Genomic DNA, 21,941 nt, shown 5'->3' with positions numbered 1-21,941 from the left:
TTTCACCATGGTCTGTCCTGTGAGTATTGCAAAGACATTTTGCAACGACATTTTGCAAAGACAATTTGCAACGACATTTTGCAACGACACTCCACCAGAAAGGCCAGACTATGCACCCACCCCGTTTGACTCCCCTCGCGCGCGCCATCGGCAGCGCTTTGATCCTGCTGTCGCTGGCGCAGGCGCCGGCCATGACGGCAGAACTGCCCACCGCGCCGGCCGCCGCACAAACGGCCTTTAACCTTCCGGCTGGCGAGCTGTCTGCCGCCATTGCCAGTTTTGCCATCGAGGCGAAGGTGAGCGTGGGCGCGGCGGCCGAACTGCTGCAGGGCGTGCGCACGCCGGGCCTGAACGGCAGTTACACGGTGCATCAGGCACTGGCCCGCCTGCTGGCCGGCACGGGCCTCGATGCACTGCCCATCGGGGAACGTAGCTACGTGCTGCGCAAGTCGGGCGCTGCATCGCCCGCCGCGCCGATAGCCGCGACGCTGGGCGAAGTGGCCGTCAGCTCCAGCGCCCTGCGCGACGGCACCACGGAAGGCAAGCGGAGCTACGCGGGCCTGACCAGCGCCACGCGTTTGAACCTGTCGCTGCGCGAAACGCCGCAAGCCGTCAGCGTCATCACGCGCCAGCAGATCGACGACCAGGGCTTGCGCACATTGCAGGATGTGCTGCTGCAGGCGCCCGGCATCACGGTCGACCATTCCTCGAGCACGCGCGAATACGACCAGGTGTTTTCACGCGGCTTCGAAGTGACCTCGTATATGTCCGACGGCATCCCGACCAGCAAGAACCTGGAAGCGCGCACCTACGACATGGCCCTCTACGACCGCGTCGAAATCATCCGTGGCGCGACGGGCCTGATCAGCGGCACGGGCAGCCCGTCGGCGGCCGTCAACCTGGTGCGCAAGCGCCCGGGCCGCAGCTTTGCCGCCACCGCCGGCGCGCAGCTGGGATCGTGGGACCGCTACCGCATCGAAGGCGATGTCTCGACGCCATTGACGGCCGACGGCAAGGTGCGCGCGCGCCTCGTCGCCGCGCATGAAGAGCAGCGCTCGTTCATCGACCGCTACCAGCAGAAAAAGGACGTGCTGTACGCCATTGTCGAAGCGGACCTGACGCCATCGACAGTGCTCAGCGCCGGCATCAACTACCAGAAGGAAAAGCTGAAAGGCGCGGGGCGCGACTTTCCCATGTTCTATGCCGACGGCTCGCAGACGCATTTCCCCCGCTCGATGAACGGCACGACCGCGTGGAGCACGTATGACCGCGAACAGAGCATGCTGTTCGCCACCCTCGATCATTATTTCGACAACGACTGGATGGCCAAAGTGGCCGTGAGCCGCAGCAGCAACCAGTACGACGCCTTGCAAGGCTTTTCCGGCAACGGCTACCCGGACCGCGTGACGGGCGGCGGCATGCAGCTGTGGCTGGCCAACTGGCACAGCAAGCCGCAACAGACCTCGCTCGACGCCTATGTCAGCGGCCCGTTCCAGGCCTTCGGCCGCAAGCACGAATTGGTGCTAGGCGTGAGCGCCTCGGAACTCAAGACGAATAGCCCCATCTATCCGGGCTGGCTCCTCGAAGGCTATGCCTATACGGTGCCCGATATCCACGCTTGGAATGGCGCCATGCCGGTACCCGACTACAGCGGCACGCGCCGGGGCAGCTCGTACGACAAGGAACAGGAAAGCGGCCTGTATTCGACCCTGCGCCTGCGCCCGACGGACGCGCTGTCGGTGATCCTCGGCGCGCGCCTGTCGTACTGGAAGCGCGACATCCGCAGCGATTATGTCAACGACACGGACCTGCACGACGCCATGCGCGAAAACGGCAAGATCACGCCGTATGCAGGTCTCGTCTACGACCTGGGCCGGCACTGGTCGGCCTACGCCAGCTATACCAGCATCTTCACGCCGCAAAGCCAGCGCGACGTCAACAGCCGCTTCCTGGCGCCGCTGGAAGGCAAGAATTACGAAGTGGGCGCGAAGGGTGAATTCTTCGGCGGCAAGCTCACCACCAGCGCCGCCGTCTTCCAGCTGAAGCAAGAAAACCTGGCCGAAGCCGATCCGGGCAATGTCTGGATCATCGGCACGGGCGGCGGCTCCTACGCCTACCACACGGTCAAGGGCGCCACCACGCGCGGCGTCGAGGCGGAAGTATCGGGCCAGCTGCGTCCAGACTGGCAACTGACGGCCAGCTATGCCTATAGCCGCATCCGCAATGCCGCCGGCGCGCGCATCCAGACCAGCCAGCCGCGGGGCATGGCCAAGCTGTGGACCACGTACCGCCTGGCGCAAGGCCTGCCTGGCCTGGTGCTGGGCGGCGGCGTGAACTGGCAAAGCGATATCTACATGGATGACCGCGGACCGAATGGCGAACGCTTCACGCAAAAGGCGTATGCGGTGGCGGGAATGATGGCGCAGTACCAGGTCAGTGCGCAGCTGGTGGCGACCTTGAACGTGAATAACGTCTTCGACAAAAAGTATTACTCGACGGGCATGGGCGGCTATTACGGCGACCCGCGCAACGCCATGCTGTCGCTGCGCTATCAGTTCTGAATGACTTCACTACTTTTGAGCACCATCTCGATGCCCTCGGGCGACGTGGCGCGGCCCAGGTAGTAGCCAAACGCCTCGTCGCAGCCCATCTCGGCCAGCAGTTCCAGCTGCTCGCCGCTTTCCACGCCGCTGGCGATGGTGCGCAGTCCGAGCGTGCGCGCCATCGCCACGATGGCGCGCACCATGGCGCTGTCGCCACCGGGCTTGCCCAGGTCGTCAACGAAGCACTTTTCGATCTTCACGGCATCCGTGGGAAAGCGTTTCAGGTAATTGAGCGAAGCATCGCCCGTGCCGAAATCGCTGATGGCAATCGCCATGCCCAGCTGGCGGAACTGGCGCAGTATCAGTTCGCAGTTCTGGTTGCGCTCGATCAGGATGCCGGCGGCGATTTCCAGCTCGATGCAATGCCCCGGTACGCCGGCCGCCTCCAGCGCGGCGGCGAAATTGCGCGCGATATCGCGCTGGTAGAACTGGCGCGCCGACAGGCTGACGGACACCGTCAGCATCTGCCCCTGCGCGATCCAGCTGCGCGCCTGTTCCACCGCCGTGGCCAGCACCCAGGCGCCCACCGGCAGGATCAACGCACTTTCTTCCAGCACCGGCAAAAAATCGAGCGGCATCATCAATCCCAGTTCCGGATGCTTCCAGCGCAGCAGCGCCTTCACGCCCGTAATCCTGCGCGTCTTCAGGTCCATACGCGGTTGGTAGAACAGGGCGAATTCGTTGCGTTCGAGCGCATGGCGCAGGGCCGTCTCAAGGATGGTGCGCGAATACGACTGCGTCTGCATGCGCGCGGCATAGCGCAAACAAGTGCCCGGCGCGTGGCGCTTGGCCGCATACATGGCCAGGTCGGCCTTTTCGATCAGCGCATTGACATCGTCGTCATCGTCCGGGTACAGGGCCACGCCCACGCTGGCCGCCACCGACAAGCTGTATTCGCCGATGACGAAGGGAGCGGCGATGGCGGCGACGATTTTTTCGGCCACCCGCTCGGCATCGTGCGCCGTGCGCAATTCCGTCAGCAGGATAATGAATTCATCGCCGCCCTGGCGCGCCACCGTATCGACCTTGCGCACGCACTGCTGCACCCGGCGCGCGAACTCCGTCAGCACCTGATCGCCCACGTCGTGCCCCAGGCTGTCGTTGATGGATTTAAAGCGGTCGATGTCGACGAACAGCACGGCCAACAAGCCCTGGTGGCGGCGCGCGTAGGCGATGCCGTGCTCGAAGCGGATCTGGAAATGCAGCCGGTTCGGCAAACCCGTCAGACCATCGTGGTGGGCGATGAATTCCAGCTGCTGCTCGGCGCGCCGGCGGGCCGATACATCGTGCAGCAGCAGCACCGCACCGCCCTGCGCCAGCGGCGCGCAGCTGTACTGCACGTCGATGCGCTTGCCGTCGAGATGACGCAGCATCACGGCGCCGCGCGCCACCTCCAGCACTTCCTGCCGCGCCACGCAGTCGCGCACCTGGCGCGCTGCATCGACGGGCGTGCCGTCATGGAACAGCGGTAGCAACTGCGTCACGGGCTGGCCCAGACCATCGTCACCCAGCAAGCCACCCATGGCGCTGGCGCGGGGATTCAGGTACCGCACCACGCCATCGCGGTCGGTGCCGATGACGGCCGCCGGCAGCGCGTGCAGCAGCGCCAGCGCATCTGCCATCTGCTGCGCTAGCGCCGCCTGCAGCACCACTCCCGTCGCATGGTGCAAGCGCCACGTGCGCGCCGCCTGCCACTGGCAGGCCAGCAGCACGCTCAGCATCACGGCCAGGCCCAGGCACAGCGCCAGCAGCAGCGCCGTCATGCGTCACCCGGCAAGCGGGAAGTAAAGAACATGGTTTTCCTTTGCAACGCGCGCCATGCGGCCGGGCGCAGATCCATGCGGAAAGGAAATAGTATAAGAATTTCGCCGGACTTTTTGCCTGATCGGGCGCCGTTTGACTGGCATCAAGCGGCGCGGCGCGGACTCGCATCAGGTCAGCGACAGTCTCCGGGTTGGCGCGGCCACGCCGGGAACGGCATGCAGTTTGAAGATGCTGACGGCGTCGGCCAGGCTGGCAGCCTGTTGCTGCAGCGCGTCCGCGGCGGCAGCGGCCTGCTCCACCAGCGCCGCATTCTGCTGCGTCACGCCATCCATCTGGCTGATGGCGATGCTGATCTGCTCGATGCCGTCGCGCTGTTCCACGCTGGCCACGGCGATCTCGCCGATGATGGCGTTCACGCGCTGCACGCTGCTGACCACGTCATCCATCGTGCGCCCCGCCTGGCCGGCCAGCACGCTGCCCTCTTCCACCGTGCGCACGGATTCGCCGATCAGCTGCTTGATTTCCATGGCCGCCGCGGCCGACCTGTGCGCCAGGCTGCGCACTTCGGTGGCCACGACGGCAAAGCCGCGTCCCTGCTCGCCCGCGCGCGCCGCTTCCACGGCCGCATTCAGCGCCAGGATATTTGTCTGGAAGGCAATGCCGTCGATGACGGCGATAATATCGACGATACGCTTTGACGACGCATTGATATGGCTCATGGTCCGCACCACCTGCGCCACGGCCTCGCCACCCCGCTGCGCCACGTCGGACGCGCCGCCGGCCAGCTGGCGCGCCTGGTCCGCGTTGTCGTTATTCTGCCGCACGGTGGAAGTCATCTCGATCATCGAGGCGGCCGTTTCTTCCAGCGAGCTGGCCTGCTCCTCCGTGCGCGAAGACAGGTCCATGTTACCGCTGGCAATTTCACCCGACGCCGTGGCGATGGCGTCCGTGCCGGCCCGCACCCGTCCCACGATGTCGGCCAGATTGCCGCTCATCGCCTTCAAGGCACGCAGCAGGTCGCCGATTTCATCGCGGCCGCTGTCGGCCACTACGGCGCGCAAATCGCCGGCCGCCACTTGCTGGGCGATGCCGACGGCTGCACCCAGCGGCACCGTGATGCTGCGGATCAGCCACCATACGGTGGCAGTGCCGACAACCAGGGTCACCAGCACGGTGGCAAGCATGGCGATGCTGGCGCTGCGGTGCGCGGCGGCGTCCTGTTCCTTCATCTGCGCCATCAGGCCGTGCGACTGTTTGCCGATGGCCGCGACGATAGCATCGATCTGGCGCGTCGGTTCGCGGTCGATACCCTTGACCAGCGCATCGACGGCCTGCGCGCTGTCGGCGCGCGCGCCGTCATATTTTTGCAGCGCTGCCAGGTAGCTCACGCCCAGCACATCGTGCGCCTGCATGGCTTGCGCCACGGGCGCTGTATCGAGTTTCAACGCGGCCATCATGGCTTGCAGGCCGGCCAGTTCCTTGCGCGTCTGCGCACCGCTGGCGACAAACGCTTCGCGGTAGCGCTGGAAGGCGGCCGCATCGCCGCCGCGCAGCAGGATGTTTTTCCATTCCTGCACCTGGATCTTGAATGCCACCTGCGCGCTGCGCGCCGCGTCGACCGCTTCCGTCAGGGCCACGGAGCGTTGCATGGCGTCCGCGCTGCGCGCACTGGCGGCGTCGAGCGCGCTCCAGCCGCGCGCGCCAACGAATACCAACGCTAGAAAGAAAAAGGCGCCCAACAGACCCAGGCGGACGGAGATTTTCAGATTCGCAAGTTGCATGTATTTCTCCCGGCGGCAAGAACAGGATGGCAACAACAGCGCCGCCAAAAACTATCCAATTCTCACCAAGTGAGAGAATCATGCAGCGTGCTCCGTGAAAAACCAAGTGACGCTTTCGCTAGAGAAACACTTTCAGCATAGAAACAACAAATTACATAGGAAGGTTGACTGTCTGGCCATATTGCCGGGCTCACAGCATGATCGGGTCGGCAATCTTGCCGGCCCATCAGCGCGCAGCTGCAGCCGCTCCCGCAAACTCTTCGCGCAGCAGCGGATACAAACGCCGGTAGCGCGCCAGGCGCTCATCGAGCACGCCAGAGTCCTGCGGCACCACCGTTTCCTGCACGGGCGGACGCGTGCACACCTGCGCAGGCGGCAAGCCCGTCACCGCCATCTGCGCCAGGCGCGCCGCGCCCAGGGTGCCGCCAGCCACGCCGTGGTCGTGGCGCAACACGTTCAAGCCCGAGGCATTCGCGCACAGCTGGGCCCAGAAGCGGCTGCGCGAACCGCCGCCCACGAACGACGCTTCTTCCAGCCGCGTGCCGGCGTTGCGCAGGGCCGCATTGCCGTCGGCCATGGCAAAAGCCACGCCTTCCATCACGCTGTAGGCCAGCTCCGCGCGCCCGTGTTCCGTCGACAAACCGAAAAACACGCCGCGCGCGGTGGCGTCGTTATGCGGCGTGCGCTCGCCGCTCAGGTATGGCAGGAACAATGGCGCCTTGCGCGCCTCCACGCCTTCGGCCAGCGCCACCAGGGCACCAATATCGTGGGACTGCGTCAACTGCGCCACCCAGCTCAGGCTGGACGCGGCGCTGAGGATCACGCTCATCTGGTGCCAGCGTTCGGGCAGGCAATGGCAGAACGCGTGCACGCCCTGGCCCGGATTGGGCGCATAGCCATCGCTGCCGGCGAACAGCACGCCCGACGTGCCCAGCGACAGCAGGCCGGCGCCCGGTTCCACCACGCCCAGGCCCACGGCGGCGGCGGCATTATCGCCCGCGCCACCGGCCAGTAGCACCGCGTGCGCGATGCCCCATTCCTGACACAGGGCCGGGCGTATCTGCGCGGCGGCGTGGCTGCCCTCCACCAGGCGCGGCATGTGTTCGCGCCCCAGGCCGGTCGCCGCCAGCATGCGCTCGGACCAGTCGCGTTTGGCCACGTCCAGCCACAGGGTGCCGGAAGCGTCGGACATGTCGGAGACGCAGTCGCCCGTCAGGCGCAGCGCCACGTAATCCTTGGGCAGCAGGACCGTGGCCGTGGCGCGGAACAGCGACGCTTCGTATTTTTGCAACCACAGCAGCTTGGGCGCCGTGAAGCCGGACATGGCCTGGTTGCCCGTAATAGCGCGCGACTCGGGCACCAGCGCTTCCAGTTCCACGCATTCGGCAAAGGCACGAGTGTCGTTCCACAAAATGGCCGCGCGCAGCACGTGCTGCTGCTTGTCGAGCAGCGTGGCGCCGTGCATCTGGCCCGACAGCGCGATGCCGCGCAAGCCGGAAAACGCCACCGGCTGGGCGCTGCGGATGGCCGCGATCACGTCCAGCGTGGCGTGCCACCAGTCTTCCGGATTTTGCTCTGACCAGCCGGGATGGGGGCTGGACACGCGCAGGGTCACGCCGCTGCTGGCCAGGATAGTTTGCGCGTCGTCGGTCAGGATGGCCTTGACTTCGGAGGTGCCGATATCGATACCGAGATATGTCACGATGGTTCCATGTATAAAAGTGGGTAAAGCCGGACGTCAGGGGAACGACTCGGGCATGTTCATGTGCAGGCAGGAGCGGAATTTCGACGGCGACATCTGCTTGTGGGCCAGGAACTGGCGGTTGAAATTGGACAGATTGTTAAACCCCGTGCGGTAGCAGATATCGGTGACCTTCATGTCGGTATTCATCAGCAGTTCGCAGGCCAGCGCGATGCGCTCCTGGTTTACGTAATGGATGAAGGAGGTGCCCGTATGCTTGCGGAAGAAACGCGTGAACTTGAGCGTGTTCATCTCCGCCACGTCGGCCACGTCCTGCTCACAAAAATCGAGCGTGATGTTCTGCTTGATATACGCCAGCACCAGGTTGATGGTCGACGACATGTAGCGCCCCGCCTGCGCCAGATAGGTGACGCTGGCCAGCGGACGCCGTTCGCGGCAGTCGCACAGGTCGCCGAACAGGCGCGCGAACAATTCCACCCTGCGCGGGCCCTGCGCCGTCGTCAGTTCCGCCATTAGCGGCGCCAGGCGCAAGCCCAACGCGTCGGGAAACTGCAAGCCCCTGCCCGCCTCGCCCAGCAAGGTTTTCAGGGGCGCCATTTCCGGAAACAGCAACGCGCAGCGTTCAATGAAGTCGCTGGAAAACTGCAGCACCAGGTCGCGCGCGGGCAGGCTCACGCCTTCAGCCAACTCGCTGACCCAGTTGTGCGGCAGGTTCGGTCCCGTCAGCACCAGATTGCCCGGCGCGTAGCTGCCGATATGGTCGCCGACAAAGAACTTGCCGGTCGAGGTGGTGATGATATGCAGCTCGTACTCGGGATGGAAATGCCATTTCGCCACCACGTGCGGATAGCCGTGCGCCCACGCGCGAAACGATTCGTGTATCGGTTTGTGGATCAGTTCCAGGTCAGGCGTCACGGCAGTTCCCTTGCACAGTCTCGGTCACCTATTCTAACGACTTCAGTCGAGGGCCAGTGCCAGTTCAGTTTCGGCGTCGAACAGATGGATGTGTTCTTCGTCGAAGGCCAGCGCCAGCATCTGCCCCACCTGCGCCCCGCTGTTGGCGGCATTCGCCGGCAGCAGGGCCGACAGGGTCAGTGCGCCGCACTGAAAGCTGATCAGCGCTTCCGCGCCCAGCAATTCCACCAGGTCGATCACGCACGCCAGGCCATGCACTCCGCCGCTGCCGGGCTGCTGATCCTGCGGCGTGGCGGCGCGCAAATGATTCGGCCGCAAGCCGAACACCACCCGCGTGCCCGGCTTGAGCGCCGCGAAGCGGGGCGAGGTCAATGGCCAGCGGTAGCTGGAGCAAATGAGCAGGGTGCGCTCGCCATCCTTCTCGATCACGCCGTCGATGAAGTTCATCGCCGGCGTGCCGATGAAGCCAGCCGCGAACAGGGTGCGCGGATGGTTGTACAACTGGGCCGGCGTGCCGATCTGCTCGATATGCCCGCCCTTCATCAGCACCACGCGGTCGGCCAGGGTCATCGCTTCAAGCTGGTCGTGCGTCACGTACAGGGTGGTGGTGCGCAGGCGGCGGTGCAATCGCTTGATGTCGGCGCGCAGCTGCGCGCGCAACTTGGCGTCCAGGTTCGACAGCGGTTCGTCGAACAGGAATACCTGCGGCGTCTTGATCATGGCGCGCGCAATCGCCGTGCGCTGCTGCTGGCCGCCCGACATGGCGCGCGGCTTGCGGTCGAGCAGGCTGTCCAGGCTGAGGATGGCCGCCACTTCGCGCACGCGGCGCTCGATCTCGTCGGCCGGCACCTTCAGGCGGCGCAGGCCGAAGGCAATATTGTCGTACACCGTCATATGCGGATACAGCGCGTAGTTCTGGAACACCATCGCCACATTGCGTTCGCGCGGCGGCAAGTCATTGACGACGGCGCCGCCGATCAGCAGCTCGCCGCCGCTGATGTCTTCCAATCCCGCGATCATGCGCAGCAAGGTGGATTTGCCGCAGCCCGATGGCCCCAGCAGGACGATGAATTCGCCGTCATCGATTTCCAGATCGAACGGCTGCAGCACGGCCGTCTTCTCGTCATACGTCTTGTGCAACTGCCTGCAAGCGATATTTGCCATGATTAGTCTCCTGCCATTTCAATTTGTATCTTGACGTCGCGCGGGTGGCCCTTGGCCGCTTCCTCGAACGCCTGCACGCCGTCGGCAAAGCCGAAGGTGCGCGAAATGAAGGGCTTCACGTCGATCTTGCCCGAGGCCAGCAGCGCGATGGCGCGCGGGAAGATATTCGCGTAGCGGAACACCGACTCGATGCGCACTTCCTTGGCCTGGATGGCGACGATATCGAAGGGCACCCTGTCTGGCGGCATGCCGACCAGCACCAGGCAGCCGTTGGGACACAGCAGGTCAACGATGTTGTCATAGGCGCGCATGCTGCCGCTGGCCTCGAAAACGATGTCGGCGCCCCAGCCATCGGTGGCCTCGCGCACCGTGTCGGCCAGGCTGGCATGGCGCACGTCGACCGTGGTCACGGCGGGATTACCGGCGAACAGGGCCAGTTTTTCCGGCACCAGGTCGGCCAGGATCACACGCGAACAGCCGCCCGCCAGCGCCGCCAGGGCATTCATCGCGCCAATGGTGCCGGCGCCGATCACCACGGCCACGTCGCCCGGCTTGATGGCCGCCTTCTTGGCCGCCTGCAGGCCGATGGCCAGCGGCTCGACAATGGCGCCTTCGCCGAAACTGACGTTGTCGGGCAGCTTGAAGGTAAACGAGGCGGGGTGCACCACGTATGGCGTGAGGCAGCCATGGATGGGCGGCGTGGCCCAAAAGCGCACAGCCGGGTCCAGGTTGTAGAGGCCGCGCATGGTGGCCGGCGAATCGAACTGCGGCACGCCCGGTTCCATGCAGACGCGGTCGCCCACTTTCAGATGTGTGACTTCCGCGCCCACTTCGGCCACCACGCCCGACGCCTCGTGGCCCAGCACCATCGGCGCTTCGACCAGGAAGGGGCCGATCTTGCCGTGCTTGAAGTAGTGCACGTCGCTGCCGCAGATGCCCACCGTGTGCACCTTGATCTTGACGTCGCGCGCGCCGACGATAAGCGGCATGTCGATGTCGCGCAAGGTGATTTTTTCAGCCTGTTCCAAAACGAGTGCTTGCATGATGATGTCCTTTTTATTTGTGTTTGAGCATGGAGTTGAGCAGGCGTCCCAGGATGCCGACGAACAGCAGCGGCGGTAGCGCCAGCAGCACGGTGGACGCGTTCACCACGCCCCACGGCACTTCCTGCCCCATCGAGGTAAAGGCCGACGCCACCACCGGCAGAGTCATGCTTTTCGACGAGGTGAGCGCCAGCGCGATCATCAGTTCATTCCAGACCAGCACGAAGCTGAAAACGATGCCGCCCATCAGGGTCTTCGAGGCCACCGGCAGGGCCACGTACCAGAACACCTGGTAAGGGCCGTAGCCATCCAGGGCCGCCGCTTCCTCGATCTCTTTCGGGATGCGGGCAAAGGCGGGAATCGACAGCCAGATGATGGTTGAGAGGGTCACCAGCAAGTACGTCACCACCATCGACAGGCGCGAGTCGTACAGGCCCAGGTCGATCCAGATCGAGATCAGCGGAATGGCCACGGCCACTGGCGGCAGAAAGCGCAAGGAGAGCAGGAAGAACTGGATATCCTTCTTGGCCGGGATCGGATAGCGGGCGATCGCGTACGCGGCCGGCACGCCCAGCGCAGCGCCGGCAAGCACGGCCAAGCCAACGATGGCCACGCTGTTGCCCAGGCCCGTCAGCACCTCGGGACTGGCCAGCACCTGCTTGTAATTGGCGAGTGTCGGGCTGAAGAAAAAGCGCGGCACGGGCGTGACGATATCCATCAACTCCTTGAAGGAATTGAGCACGGCCCACAGGATGGGAAACAGCGCCACCAGCACAATCAGCGTGGTGACGGCGGTGGTGGTGACGGCGCCAAGGCCGCGCGCGACAGTCAGTTTTCCCATTTGGCGACTCGCTTCCAGAGTAAGGTGAAGATGACTGTCGTGGCCAGCATCATCAGCACGGCCATGCTGGACGCATACGAGACCTTGCCCATCAGGCCGATGCCTTGCGCATATGCATACATGTCCAGCGTTTCGGTGGCGATGCCGGGGCCGCCCTTGGTCATCACGTAGATCAGGTCAAATGAGCGCAGCGATTCCACCATCTTGATGAACACCAGGCTCATGATGGGCACCTTCAGCATCGGCAGCGCGATATACGCATACACCTGGAGGGTGCCGGCGTAATCGAGGCGGGCCGCTTCCAGCGGCTCGGTGGGCAGGGTCTCCAGCAGCTTCAGGATGACGGCGCCGAAAAACAGGCCCCATTGCCAGATGTCGACCAGCGCCACCGCATACAGTGCCGTGGCGGGATCGGACAGCAGCGCGCTGCCACCCAGCCCCACGATCTCCAGCAGCCAGTTGAGGATGCCCATCAGAGGCGAATACATGAACTTCCAGATGAAGGCGGCCGACACGCGCGGCAGCAGCACCGGCACGATCAGCAGCAGCGCGAGAAGATCGCGGGTGCGGCCCTTGACCTTCTCGAACAGGAACACGGCCAGCAGCACGCCGACGATCAGCGAGCCGGCCACGGTGACGACTTCCCAGATGGCCGACACCTGCACGGCATTGAGAAAGCGGCGGTCACCGAACAGGCGCAGAAAATTGGCAAAGCCCACGTACTCGCTGTCGCTGTAGCGCAGCACGCGGTTTTGCAAGGCCAGGTTGATGGCGGCGATACTGGGCACCATGCCCAGTATCAGCAGGACCAGCAGCGGCAGGGTGAGGAACACCGCCGGCAGCCAGGTATGGCGTTTTTTACGGATGGTATGCGGCATAGAAGTAGACTCTCGCAACGAACTTTCAGACACAGGGAAGCTGGCCGCCGCCTTTACGGGCGGCGGCTAAACGGCATGCCGATTACTTTCTCTTTTGCGCGCGCTGCATCACTTCTGTGGCGTACTCGTTGGCTTCGTCGAGGGCGCTCTGCACGTCGCCGCGCGTGCCCGTAAACACTTCTTCCAGCACCACGCCCAGGTTGTCGCCGATGTCCGGCCACTCGGGGCTGGGCCAGATGGTGACGCGCGAGACGGGCGTGGTGTCCGTCAGGCCCGCCTGGATCTGCGGCTTGACGTGCTTGCGGAAGTACTCGCTGGCGATGGTGCTGCTGCGGTTGTAGTCGCTGAAGACATTGTCCTTCAAGCGCGCCTGCTCCTGCTCCTTGCCCGTGGCCCAGGCGATGAACTTGCCGGCCGCTTGGCGCGTGCATTCATCCTTCGCGCCCGTGGCGGAAATGGCCAGGCCGTGGCCGTAGGCGGCCGATGGCAGCGGCGATGGCGGACGCACATAGCCCACCTTGTCCACCACCGAGGATTTTTTCGGGTCTTCCATCCAGTCGGCGAACGGCGTCGATTCGATCATGAAGGCCACCTTGCCGGACCTGAACGCTTCGAGCGCATTGCTCCAGTCGTAGGTGGCGCCGCCCGGCGGCGAATACTTGAACAGTTCGCGGTACAGGGTAGTCGCCTTGACGGCCTGCGGCGAATTGAAGGTGGGCACGCCATCCTTTTCCCACTTGCCGCCGGCGGCCAGCATGAACGGCGCCCAGCGCCAGACATTCATGCCCGAGCCGCGCTGACCGCGCGCCGCCCAGCCGTAGACATGCGGCGGATTATTCAGTTTCTTCACGGCGGCAACCAGTTCGTCGAGCGTCTTCGGCACGGCGATGCCGGCCTTTTCCAGCAAGTCGCGTCGATAGAACAGGAAATCGCTGCCGCCGATCAGGGGCGCGAAATAGGCCACGCCCTTGTACGAAGCGACTGCGCGGCGGCCCGGCAGGAAGTCCTCGTAGTCGGCCTCCTTGGGCAGGTATTTGAGCAGTGGGACGACCCAGCCGGCCGTGGCGAATTCGGCCACGTTGGCTTCGTCGATGTAATAGATCTGGTAGGAGCCGGCCCTGGTGGAAGCATCGAGCCTGGCCTTGGAGCGGCGGTCGTTTTCGCCGAAATAGCTGATCTGGACCTTGGTGCCGCTTTTCTTTTCATACTCGGCCAGGGTCTTTTCCATCACCGTCAAACCCAGGCTTTTTTGCGCCAGCACCTTGAGCACGGGCACCGAGCAATTTTGCGCCGATGCCGACGGCATCGACAGGCAGGCGGCGGACATGACGCCGCCCCATGCAATAGCAGTAACGATTTTCATCACGAGTCTCCATTTTTATAGTCCGGCGTTCTGCCACCGGTAGTCCAACTATAAAAACAAAGCCGCCGCGTCACCACTACAAAAGACACGGCTTTCTAAATACTTTTTTTCATTTTTTCAATACGGATTTGCCGTTTCAGTGCTGGCGAAAATCCTTGCGATAGATATTCGTCTCCTTGCCCGCCGGCGGCAGCCGCGAGAAGCGCTCGAAGCGCAAGCCGAGTTTATTGAGCAAATTGATCGACGCCTGGTTCTGCGGCGAGGTGATGCCGTACAGGGTAGGGATACCCAGTACGTGCCGGGCATGCTGCACCACGGCGGCGGCGGCCTCGTAGGCATAGCCCTGGCCCCAGTATGCGGGCAGCATGGCGTAGCCGATGTCAGGGCCGGGCAGGCTGTCGCGGCGTATCATGCCGCCCATGCCCATGCCGGCGCCGTCGCTGCGGCGCTCGATGATGTAAAAGGAATAGCCATGCTCGCGCTGCTGCGCCATCGGACCGGCTTCCAGCGCCGCGCGCGCCGCTTCCAGGGTATGGATGTTGCGGTCGCCGATGTTGGCGATCCATGACGGTTCATTCACCAGCGCCAGGTAGAACGGCGCATCGTCCAAGGTGGCGGTGCGCAGGCGCAAGCGGGGCGTCTCGATGGCAATCATCGACTCTGTCATGGCAGCGCTCATGCCGGCCACTGCATCGGATCGGTCAGCAGCTGGTACATCACGTAGGCATCGACGTAGCCCAGGTGCGCGTGGCGGTACGCCAGCGGCAGGGTGCCGATGATGGAAAAGCCCAGCTTTTTCCACAGGGTGACGGCGGCCAGGTTGGTGCTGACGACGAAGTTGAACTGCATCGCCAGAAAGCCGGCGCGGCGCGCTTCTTCCATGCAGTGCACGCCCAGCAGGCGGCCCACGCCCACGCCCTGCGCGGCCGGATCGACCATGAACGAGGCATTGGCCACGTGCGCGCCATGGCCCGGCTGGTTCGCGATCAGCTTGTACATTCCCAGCAGGCGCTCATTGCCCATCGTCGCCACGCAACTGCGCACGCCGGGACCGAACCAGTAAGCGTGGCAGTCTTCGCGCGTGGTCGCGGCAGGCAAGGTGTAGGTGTCGCCGCTGGCGACGAGCACCTGGAAAATCTGCCACATGTCTTCGAAGTCGGATTCCTGGGCGGGGCGGATGTCAATTTCTTTCAAGGGCAACTCCGGCTGAAATGAGTAAATGGCAAAATCCAATTGTCGGGGATTTGCACAAGGGCGTCCAGTGGCGCGCGCGCCGCGCCGTCAGCGCCCCAGGCGGAAATCGACGCTCTCGGGACGGCCCGGCAGCGACAGACGGGCGCTGGCGCGCGGCGCTACACTGACCACCTTCCCGCGCCGCAGCACCAGGCGCCGCGCCGCGCGCAGTCGTAGCGCCTCCACCGTGGAAGCGCAATCGAGGATCAGCAAGTCCGCATGGCAACCGGGCGCGATGCCATAGCCGTCCAGGCCCAGGATGCGCGCCGGCGTTTCCGTCACGGCCAGGAAGCAGTCGTGCATGGCTTGCTGGCCCGTCATCTGCGCCACGTGCAAACCCATGTGCGCCACTTCCAGCATGTCGCCTGAACCGAGGCTGTACCACGGGTCCATCACGCAGTCGTGGCCAAAGGCGACGGGAATGCCGGCGGCCAGCATCTCGGGCACCCGCGTCATGCCGCGCCGCTTCGGATACGTATCGTGGCGCGCCTGCAGGGTGATGTTGATGAGGGGGTTGGCAATCGCCGCCACGCCCGCTTCGCGCATCAGGGGCAAGAGCTTGCTCACATAATAATTGTCCATCGAATGCATGGACGTCAGGTGCGAGCCCGTCACCCGGCCCTGCATGCCAAGACGCTGGCTGTGGAAGGCCAGGGTTTCGATGTGGCGCGACAGCGGGTCATCCGATTCGTCGCAATGCATGTCCACCATCAGGCCACGCTCGCAGGCGAATTCGCACAGCAGGCGCACGGATTCGGCGCCGTCGGCCATGGTGCGTTCGAAATGCGGGATGCCGCCCACCACGTCCACGCCCATGGCAATCGCCCGCTTCAGGTTATCGAAGGCACCGGGACTGCGCAGGATGCCGTCCTGCGGAAAGGCCACCAGCTGCAAATCGAGGTAGGGCGCCACCTGGCGCTTGACGTCGAGCAGCGCTTCCACGGCCAGCAGGCGCGGGTCGCAGATATCCACGTGCGAGCGGATGGCCAGCAGTCCCCGCGCCACGGCCCAGTCGCAATACTGCAGGGCGCGTCGCACCAGGGCGTCCTGCGTCAGCTGCGGCTTCAGCTCGCCCCACAAGGCGATACCTTCCAGCAAAGTGCCGGAGGCGTTCACGCGCGGCAAGCCATAGCTGAGCGTGGCGTCCATGTGGAAGTGCGCATCGACAAACGGCGGCGTGACGAGGTCGCCTGCGGCATCGATCTCCTGCGCGCCCTGCACGGGCAAGGCGGGGCCGACGGCGGCAATCCGGCCGTCCTCGATGGCGATGTCGATGGCACGGCGCCCATCGGGCAGGCTGGCATTGCGGATGACAAGGTCCATGCGGACGCTCCTTCGGTTGACTACGGCGCCTGATGCGTCCAGTTAATTGCCACTTTTTACACTTTTCGAGATGCTGCAGTGCACGAATGCAGTCACTGGCAAAAGCATAGCCATAGATTCGCTGACAACACCTTGCGCGTGCGCAAACTTCCCCCAAATGCTGCCAGGCGCGTGAATAGGGCAAGCATGCGCCGCACGGGCTGAATAAAATAACTTTCAACTAACTCGAATCACCGCTAGAATATTCATATTGCGTTGCATCATAATCAGGCTTTGATCAGTTACTCAGCACGCTACCCACTTTACAAAACGCGGCCAACTCTGGTTTTCGGGATTTTGCAGAGCGTTTTGCCAGCATTTTAATCCGTACAAGGAGTAAATATGTTTCCGATTCCAGAACAAATTTCCAGCGCCGCCAAATCGCAACTGGAAAGCCAGCTGCAAATCTTCAGCACCCTGACCAGCAAAGTCTTCGAAAGCGCCGAAAAAATCATCGCCCTGAACCTGAACGCAGGCAAGGCTGCCCTGTCGCACACGGCGGAAACGGCACAGCACCTGCTGGCAACGCAGGATCCGCGCGACTTCTTCAGCTACAGCACCAGCCAGGCGCAGCCGAATATCGAAAGCCTGCTGGCGTACAGCCGCCAGCTGTTCGGCATCGCCTCGATCACCCAGGCTGAATTGCTGGCCTCGGCCAAGGCCCGCCTCGATGCCGCCGCACCTGCTGCCGTCCCCGCCCCGGCAGCGGCCAAGCCGGCGCTGGCCGTCGTCGCGCCTGCACCCAAGCCGGCCGCCGCACCGGCACCGGCACCGTCGCCAGTGGCAGCAGCACCTGTGCCCGCCGCCAAGCCTGCGCCAGCCAAGCCGGTCGAAGTGGCCAAGCCTGCCGCCAAAGCCCCACCCGCGCCCGCCACTGTTGCTGCGCCAGCAGCCAAGCCAGCGGCAGCGCCCGCCAAGGTTGCCGATAAGATTGCCGACAAGGTTGCCGACAAGCCCGCCGTGAAAGCAGTCGAAGCCAAGCCAGCGGCCAAGCCTGAAGCGGTCAAGCCAGCACCTGCCCCCGCCGCTGCGCCAGCGAAAGCCGCCGCGCCAGCACCCGTCAAGCCTGCCGCCAAGCCATTTCCTTCCAGCAAGCCAGTCGCCAAACCGGCCGGCGCCGCCGGCAAGACCGTGGCCAAGGTTGCCGTGAAGCACACCCCTGCGCCAGCCGCCAAGCCGGCAGCCAAAGTGGCGCCCAAGGGCACGCCACCGAAACAGCTCGACATGCTGGGCGGCGGCAAAGGCAGCGGCCGCAAGTAAGCATCGCGCAGCAAGCTGGCGCAGCAACACAACGGGCTACGGCCCGTTTTTTGCGTCCCCCTCCACAGCGCAGTTTTCCGCCTTGTTGTATCCTACGCGTACTTTCCGTCCGCGTGCCCGTCCTTCCACCCCGCGACACCCCAATACTAAAAACAAAAGGTAACCATGAGTTTATCGAGGCTCATCGCCGGCTTCGTGCGTCAGCATAGTCCGGCGTATGCCGCTGCCGCCGTCATGCTGACAGGCGTGGCAGCACTGACCGTCTGGATCCCGCGCCGCGTGGGCGCCATCATCGACGCGCTGGCAGCGCACCGCATGACGGCTGCCGAACTGTGGCTTGAGCTGCTGACCCTGCTCGCCGTCGGCGTCGTCATCTACTTCCTGCGCGTGGGCTGGCGCATCACCTTGTTCAAGGCCGCTTACCAGCTGGGCGTGATGCTGCGCACGCGCTTCTACACGCGCATGTCGCAGCAGGGCGCCGCGTTTTACCAGAACCAGCGCACGGGCGACCTGATGGCGCTGGCAACGAACGACATCGACGCCATCGAAATGGCCGCCGGCGAAGCCATGCTGGCCGGCTTCGACGGCACCTTGACCTTGCTGATGGTGCTGGGCATCATGCTGCTGGGCGTGGATTGGCGCCTGGCTTGCATCGCCCTCTTGCCCTTCCCGCTGATGGGACTGGCCTTCTGGCGCATTTCCAGCCATATCCATACGGCGTCGACGGATTCATTGAATCGCTTTTCCGCGCTGAACGACCATGTGCAGGAATCGCTGTCGGGCGTGCGCACCCTGCGCGCGTTGGGCTTGGAAGAGCGCAGCAGCGCCCAGTTTTCCACCCTGGCCGGCCATGCGGCTAACGCCAGCCTGACGGCGCAGCGCTGGGAAGCGGCGTATGAACCGGCCGTCGGCCTGACCCTGACGGCCGCCACGGCGCTGACCCTGGGCCTGGGCGGCTACCTGGTGTGGCACGATCAATTGACCATCGGCGCGCTGACGAGCTTTTCCATGTACCTGGGCCAGCTGATCTGGCCCATGTTCGCCGCCGGCTGGGTACTCTCGCTGATCGAACGGGGCCGCGCCGCCTGGCAGCGCTTGCAGCCGATGCTGGACGCGCCGCTGGCCATCGACGACCATGGCAGCATCGCCACGCTCACGCCCGGCCCCCTGCAATTGCAGGATATCGGCTTTGCCTACGCGGGCCAGACGGCGCCCGCCTTGTCGCATATTTCGCTGCGCTTGCAGCCGGGCCAGACCCTGGGCCTGGTCGGCCCCACGGGCAGCGGCAAGTCGACCCTGCTGCGCGTGCTGCTGCGCCAGGTCACGCCGCAAGCGGGCACGGCCACGTGGAATGGCCACGCGCTCGACGCCTACACCCTGCATGCGCTGCGCGCGGCCATCAGCTGGGTGCCGCAGGAATCGTTCCTGTTCTCCGCCACCATTGCCGACAATATCGCCCTTGCCCGTCCCGGCGCCACGCGCGAGGAAGTGGAACGGGCGGCGCAGCTGGCCGACATCCACGCCGATATCTTGCAATTCCCCGACGGCTATCAAACCCACGTGGGCGAAAAAGGCATTACCCTGTCGGGCGGCCAGCGCCAGCGCGTGGCGATTGCCCGGGCTCTCCTGGCCGACAACGGTTTGCTGCTGCTCGACGATGCCTTATCCGCCGTCGACACGGGCACGGAAACGCGCATCCTGCAGCACCTGGAAGAACTACGCCGCAAGCGTCCCGAGCGCAGCGCCATCATCGCCAGCCACCGTCTGAGCGCCGTCGTCAACGCGGACCTGATCCTGGTGCTGCGCGACGGCCACGTGACGGAAACGGGCAACCACGACGCGTTGATGCAGCGCGACGGCTGGTACGCCAGCCAGTGGCGCTATCAACAACTGGAGGCCAGCCTCAATGCCATCTAAGACCATCCAAACGGACAGCGCCACGCCATCCGTGCGGCGCCAGGCCGCGCAAGCGATCGGCCTGCTGCGCCGCGCCGCCGCGCCCGACCTGCGCCATTTGTACTGGGCCACGTTCTGGCTGATCCTCGCCGCCGCGCTGGAAGTCACGGGCCCGATCCTGGGCAAGGCCCTGATCGACCAGCACCTGCTGCCGCGCCACCTGGACTGGACGCGCATGTCGCTGCTGCTGGGCGGCTGCCTGCTCACGGGCTGGGTCGCTTCCGGCCTGCGCTACCTGCAGCTGGTGCGTCTGTCCGGCCTGGCCATGCGCTCGGTGCAGCGCCTGCGCGAAACCGTCTACCAGCACGTGCTGCGCCTGCCCATGGCGTTCTTTGACCGCGCCATCACGGGGCAGTTGGTCAGCCGCGTCACCAATGACACGGAAGCGGTGAAATCGCTGTACGTGCAAGTGCTGTTCGTCATCCTCGACAGCTCCATCGTGCTGGTCGGCACCATGGCCGCCATGGCTTTCCTCGACTGGCGTTTGATGCTGATCGTGCTGGCCCTGCTGCCGGCCGTGCTGGTCATCGTCTTCCTATACCAGCGCTGGAGCGCGCCGGCCGTCACGCGCGCGCGCGCCCTGCGCAGCGAAATCAATGGGCAGATCGCCGAATCGATCGGCGGCATGAGCGTGCTGCAGGCGAATAACGCGGAAAAGCGCTTCGGCGCGCGCTTCACGGGCATCAACCAGGACCACTACACAGCGCGCATGCAGGAGTTGCGCGCCAACGCCTGGCTGCTGCGTCCCGCGCTCGACATGCTCAACATCGTGCTGCTGGCCGTCGTCATTTTCAGCTTCGGCCGGCGCGACATGGGCGCCGTGGAAGTGGGCGTGCTGTATGCGTTCATCAGCTACATCGCGCGCGTGATCGAGCCGCTGATCCAGATCACCATGCAATTCAGCCAGTTGCAGCAGTCGGTGGTGGCGACGGCGCGCGTCTCGGCCCTGCTGGACGAAGCGCAGGCGCTGGAACACGCGCAGGGAAGGGAAACAAGGGTAACACCGGCCCTGCGGCATGCGCAAGCGGACATTGACCTGCCCGCCGTGGATATCAAGAACCTGACCTTCGCCTATGTGGAAAACCAGCCCGTGCTGCACGACCTGTCGCTGACCATCCCGCAAGGTGCCTTCTTTGGCATCGTCGGCCACACGGGCAGCGGCAAGTCGACTTTGCTCTCCTTGCTGCTGCGCTTTTATCCCGTCGAGCAGGGCAGCATCGCCATCAATGGCGTCGCCCTCGACAGCATCGACAACGAGCATTTCCGCGCCGACGTGGGCCTGGTGCCGCAAGATCCTTTTCTGCTGGCCGCCTCGGCGCGCGAAAACATCGACATGGGCCGCGGCTACACGCAGCAGCAGATCGAGACGGCAGCGCGCGCCGCGCATGCGCACGACTTCATCGCCGCGCTGGAACACGGCTACGACACGCCGCTGGGCGAAGGCGGCTCGCGCCTGTCGTCGGGACAAAAGCAGCTGATTGCGATTGCCCGCGCGCTGGCCGGCCAGCCGCGCATTTTGCTGCTCGACGAAGCGACCTCGCGCATCGATAGCCAGACGGAGCAGATCGTGCAGCTGGCCCTCAACGAATTGCGCGGCAAGGTCACCATCATCGCCATCGCCCACCGCCTGTCAACCATCCGCGACGCCGAGCGGATCATCGTGCTCAACCATGGCCGCATCACGGAGGCGGGACCGCACGAGGAACTGATGCAGATAGAGGGCGGTTTGTACCAGCGCCTGTACCTGCTGCAGCAATTGGCGGTGTAAGCCAGGCGGCGCCGTTGCGCATCTACTGGGACTGCGTGGCGGCGGGCATGCCCGTGCCGGCGGCGACAGACCCCGCCGTGTCGTTGACGGAACTGATGCGCAAAGCCGGCTTCAGCGAACATGAATTCGCCAAACTGCAGAGGCCCAGGCCAATTCAGACGGACTGATTAAGACTGAGGTGATCGAGATGAACGCCGTCAAAGGTTTGTTCGACGACGGCAGCGGCAGGTTTAGCAAGACGGGGCCGCCCGACCTGGAAATGGCCAGCAAGATCATGCACGATGCCGAATACCAACGCAACAAGGGCA

15 protein-coding genes and 1 pseudogene are annotated in these 21,941 nt (G+C 64.5%); 4 read left to right on the top strand and 12 right to left on the bottom strand.

Going from position 1 to position 21,941, the window contains the following annotated elements:
* Positions 1–110 precede the first annotated feature (110 nt).
* Positions 111–2,561, top strand: coding sequence for a TonB-dependent siderophore receptor (locus tag ACQ4W7_RS00565; protein ID WP_436527740.1), 2,451 nt, complete (start codon positions 111–113; stop codon positions 2,559–2,561).
* Here ACQ4W7_RS00565 and ACQ4W7_RS00560 read toward each other — a convergent pair.
* The 12 genes and pseudogenes from ACQ4W7_RS00560 to ACQ4W7_RS00505 form a co-directional block, all read right to left on the bottom strand.
* Positions 2,552–4,366, bottom strand: coding sequence for a putative bifunctional diguanylate cyclase/phosphodiesterase (locus ACQ4W7_RS00560; protein WP_436527738.1), 1,815 nt, complete (start codon positions 4,364–4,366; stop codon positions 2,552–2,554). The two genes, ACQ4W7_RS00565 and ACQ4W7_RS00560, sit on opposite strands and share 10 nt — an antisense overlap.
* 168 nt (positions 4,367–4,534) lie before the next feature.
* The gene (locus tag ACQ4W7_RS00555) at positions 4,535–6,148 is read right to left on the bottom strand and encodes a methyl-accepting chemotaxis protein (RefSeq protein ID WP_436527736.1); all 1,614 of its coding nucleotides are present in this window, start codon (positions 6,146–6,148) and stop codon (positions 4,535–4,537) included.
* A 226-nt stretch (positions 6,149–6,374) separates the two neighbouring features.
* Positions 6,375–7,850 (bottom strand): xylulokinase, encoded by a 1,476-nt coding sequence (xylB, locus tag ACQ4W7_RS00550; protein WP_436527734.1) that lies wholly within the window; start codon positions 7,848–7,850, stop codon positions 6,375–6,377.
* 36 nt (positions 7,851–7,886) lie between these two features.
* Entirely contained in the window at positions 7,887–8,765 is an 879-nt protein-coding gene (locus ACQ4W7_RS00545; protein WP_426071488.1) for an AraC family transcriptional regulator, read from the bottom strand.
* Between the two features lie 66 nt (positions 8,766–8,831).
* Positions 8,832–9,929 (bottom strand): annotated as a pseudogene (locus ACQ4W7_RS00540) (ABC transporter ATP-binding protein); the annotation flags it as partial.
* Positions 9,930–9,931: 2 nt separating this feature from the next.
* Positions 9,932–10,972 carry an NAD(P)-dependent alcohol dehydrogenase gene (locus ACQ4W7_RS00535; protein ID WP_436527731.1) on the bottom strand — a complete coding sequence of 347 codons (1,041 nt, stop codon included), beginning with the start codon at positions 10,970–10,972 and terminating at the stop codon, positions 9,932–9,934.
* A 13-nt stretch (positions 10,973–10,985) separates the two neighbouring features.
* Positions 10,986–11,813, bottom strand: a complete 828-nt coding sequence (locus tag ACQ4W7_RS00530; RefSeq protein ID WP_436527729.1) for a carbohydrate ABC transporter permease — start codon at positions 11,811–11,813, stop codon at positions 10,986–10,988.
* Entirely contained in the window at positions 11,801–12,691 is an 891-nt protein-coding gene (locus ACQ4W7_RS00525; RefSeq protein WP_426071485.1) for a carbohydrate ABC transporter permease, read from the bottom strand. Before ACQ4W7_RS00525 ends, ACQ4W7_RS00530 begins: the two co-directional genes overlap by 13 nt.
* An 82-nt stretch (positions 12,692–12,773) precedes the next feature.
* The gene (locus tag ACQ4W7_RS00520) at positions 12,774–14,054 is read right to left on the bottom strand and encodes an ABC transporter substrate-binding protein (RefSeq protein ID WP_426071484.1); all 1,281 of its coding nucleotides are present in this window, start codon (positions 14,052–14,054) and stop codon (positions 12,774–12,776) included.
* A 136-nt stretch (positions 14,055–14,190) separates the two neighbouring features.
* Positions 14,191–14,721 carry a GNAT family N-acetyltransferase gene (locus ACQ4W7_RS00515; protein ID WP_436527726.1) on the bottom strand — a complete coding sequence of 177 codons (531 nt, stop codon included), beginning with the start codon at positions 14,719–14,721 and terminating at the stop codon, positions 14,191–14,193.
* Between the two features lie 8 nt (positions 14,722–14,729).
* Positions 14,730–15,248, bottom strand: coding sequence for a GNAT family N-acetyltransferase (locus ACQ4W7_RS00510; RefSeq protein ID WP_426071482.1), 519 nt, complete (start codon positions 15,246–15,248; stop codon positions 14,730–14,732).
* Between the two features lie 87 nt (positions 15,249–15,335).
* Positions 15,336–16,610 (bottom strand): amidohydrolase family protein, encoded by a 1,275-nt coding sequence (locus ACQ4W7_RS00505; RefSeq protein WP_436527724.1) that lies wholly within the window; start codon positions 16,608–16,610, stop codon positions 15,336–15,338.
* 381 nt (positions 16,611–16,991) lie between these two features.
* Here ACQ4W7_RS00505 and ACQ4W7_RS00500 point away from each other — a divergent pair, with 381 nt between their 5' ends.
* The 3 genes from ACQ4W7_RS00500 to ACQ4W7_RS00490 all read left to right on the top strand — a co-directional run bounded on the left by ACQ4W7_RS00500 (position 16,992) and on the right by ACQ4W7_RS00490 (position 21,633).
* Entirely contained in the window at positions 16,992–17,909 is a 918-nt protein-coding gene (locus tag ACQ4W7_RS00500) for a phasin family protein (protein ID WP_436527722.1), read from the top strand.
* Between the two features lie 165 nt (positions 17,910–18,074).
* Positions 18,075–19,826 (top strand): ATP-binding cassette domain-containing protein, encoded by a 1,752-nt coding sequence (locus ACQ4W7_RS00495; protein ID WP_436527720.1) that lies wholly within the window; start codon positions 18,075–18,077, stop codon positions 19,824–19,826.
* Positions 19,816–21,633 carry an ABC transporter ATP-binding protein gene (locus ACQ4W7_RS00490; RefSeq protein ID WP_436527718.1) on the top strand — a complete coding sequence of 606 codons (1,818 nt, stop codon included), beginning with the start codon at positions 19,816–19,818 and terminating at the stop codon, positions 21,631–21,633. Before ACQ4W7_RS00495 ends, ACQ4W7_RS00490 begins: the two co-directional genes overlap by 11 nt.
* The last annotated feature ends 308 nt before the right edge of the window (positions 21,634–21,941 follow it).

The sequence above is a fragment of the Janthinobacterium algoris genome (genome assembly GCF_051380935.1).
GTDB lineage: Bacteria > Pseudomonadota > Gammaproteobacteria > Burkholderiales > Burkholderiaceae_D > Janthinobacterium.
Note: the sequence above shows the minus strand (reverse complement) of the source record. Positions and strands in the feature narration are given on the sequence as shown.

What these genes read in the sequence shown, in the direction of transcription:
- ACQ4W7_RS00495 (WP_436527720.1), top strand. Translation starts at nt 18,075, where the DNA reads ATGAGTTTATCGAGGCTCATCGCCGGCTTCGTGCGTCAGCATAGTCCG.
- ACQ4W7_RS00530 (WP_436527729.1), bottom strand. Translation starts at nt 11,813, where the DNA reads ATGGGAAAACTGACTGTCGCGCGCGGCCTTGGCGCCGTCACCACCACC.
- ACQ4W7_RS00520 (WP_426071484.1), bottom strand. Translation starts at nt 14,054, where the DNA reads ATGAAAATCGTTACTGCTATTGCATGGGGCGGCGTCATGTCCGCCGCC.
- ACQ4W7_RS00525 (WP_426071485.1), bottom strand. Translation starts at nt 12,691, where the DNA reads ATGCCGCATACCATCCGTAAAAAACGCCATACCTGGCTGCCGGCGGTG.
- ACQ4W7_RS00515 (WP_436527726.1), bottom strand. Translation starts at nt 14,721, where the DNA reads ATGACAGAGTCGATGATTGCCATCGAGACGCCCCGCTTGCGCCTGCGC.
- ACQ4W7_RS00490 (WP_436527718.1), top strand. Translation starts at nt 19,816, where the DNA reads ATGCCATCTAAGACCATCCAAACGGACAGCGCCACGCCATCCGTGCGG.
- ACQ4W7_RS00500 (WP_436527722.1), top strand. Translation starts at nt 16,992, where the DNA reads ATGTTTCCGATTCCAGAACAAATTTCCAGCGCCGCCAAATCGCAACTG.
- ACQ4W7_RS00555 (WP_436527736.1), bottom strand. Translation starts at nt 6,148, where the DNA reads ATGCAACTTGCGAATCTGAAAATCTCCGTCCGCCTGGGTCTGTTGGGC.
- ACQ4W7_RS00535 (WP_436527731.1), bottom strand. Translation starts at nt 10,972, where the DNA reads ATGCAAGCACTCGTTTTGGAACAGGCTGAAAAAATCACCTTGCGCGAC.
- ACQ4W7_RS00560 (WP_436527738.1), bottom strand. Translation starts at nt 4,366, where the DNA reads ATGACGGCGCTGCTGCTGGCGCTGTGCCTGGGCCTGGCCGTGATGCTG.
- ACQ4W7_RS00565 (WP_436527740.1), top strand. Translation starts at nt 111, where the DNA reads ATGCACCCACCCCGTTTGACTCCCCTCGCGCGCGCCATCGGCAGCGCT.
- ACQ4W7_RS00505 (WP_436527724.1), bottom strand. Translation starts at nt 16,610, where the DNA reads ATGGACCTTGTCATCCGCAATGCCAGCCTGCCCGATGGGCGCCGTGCC.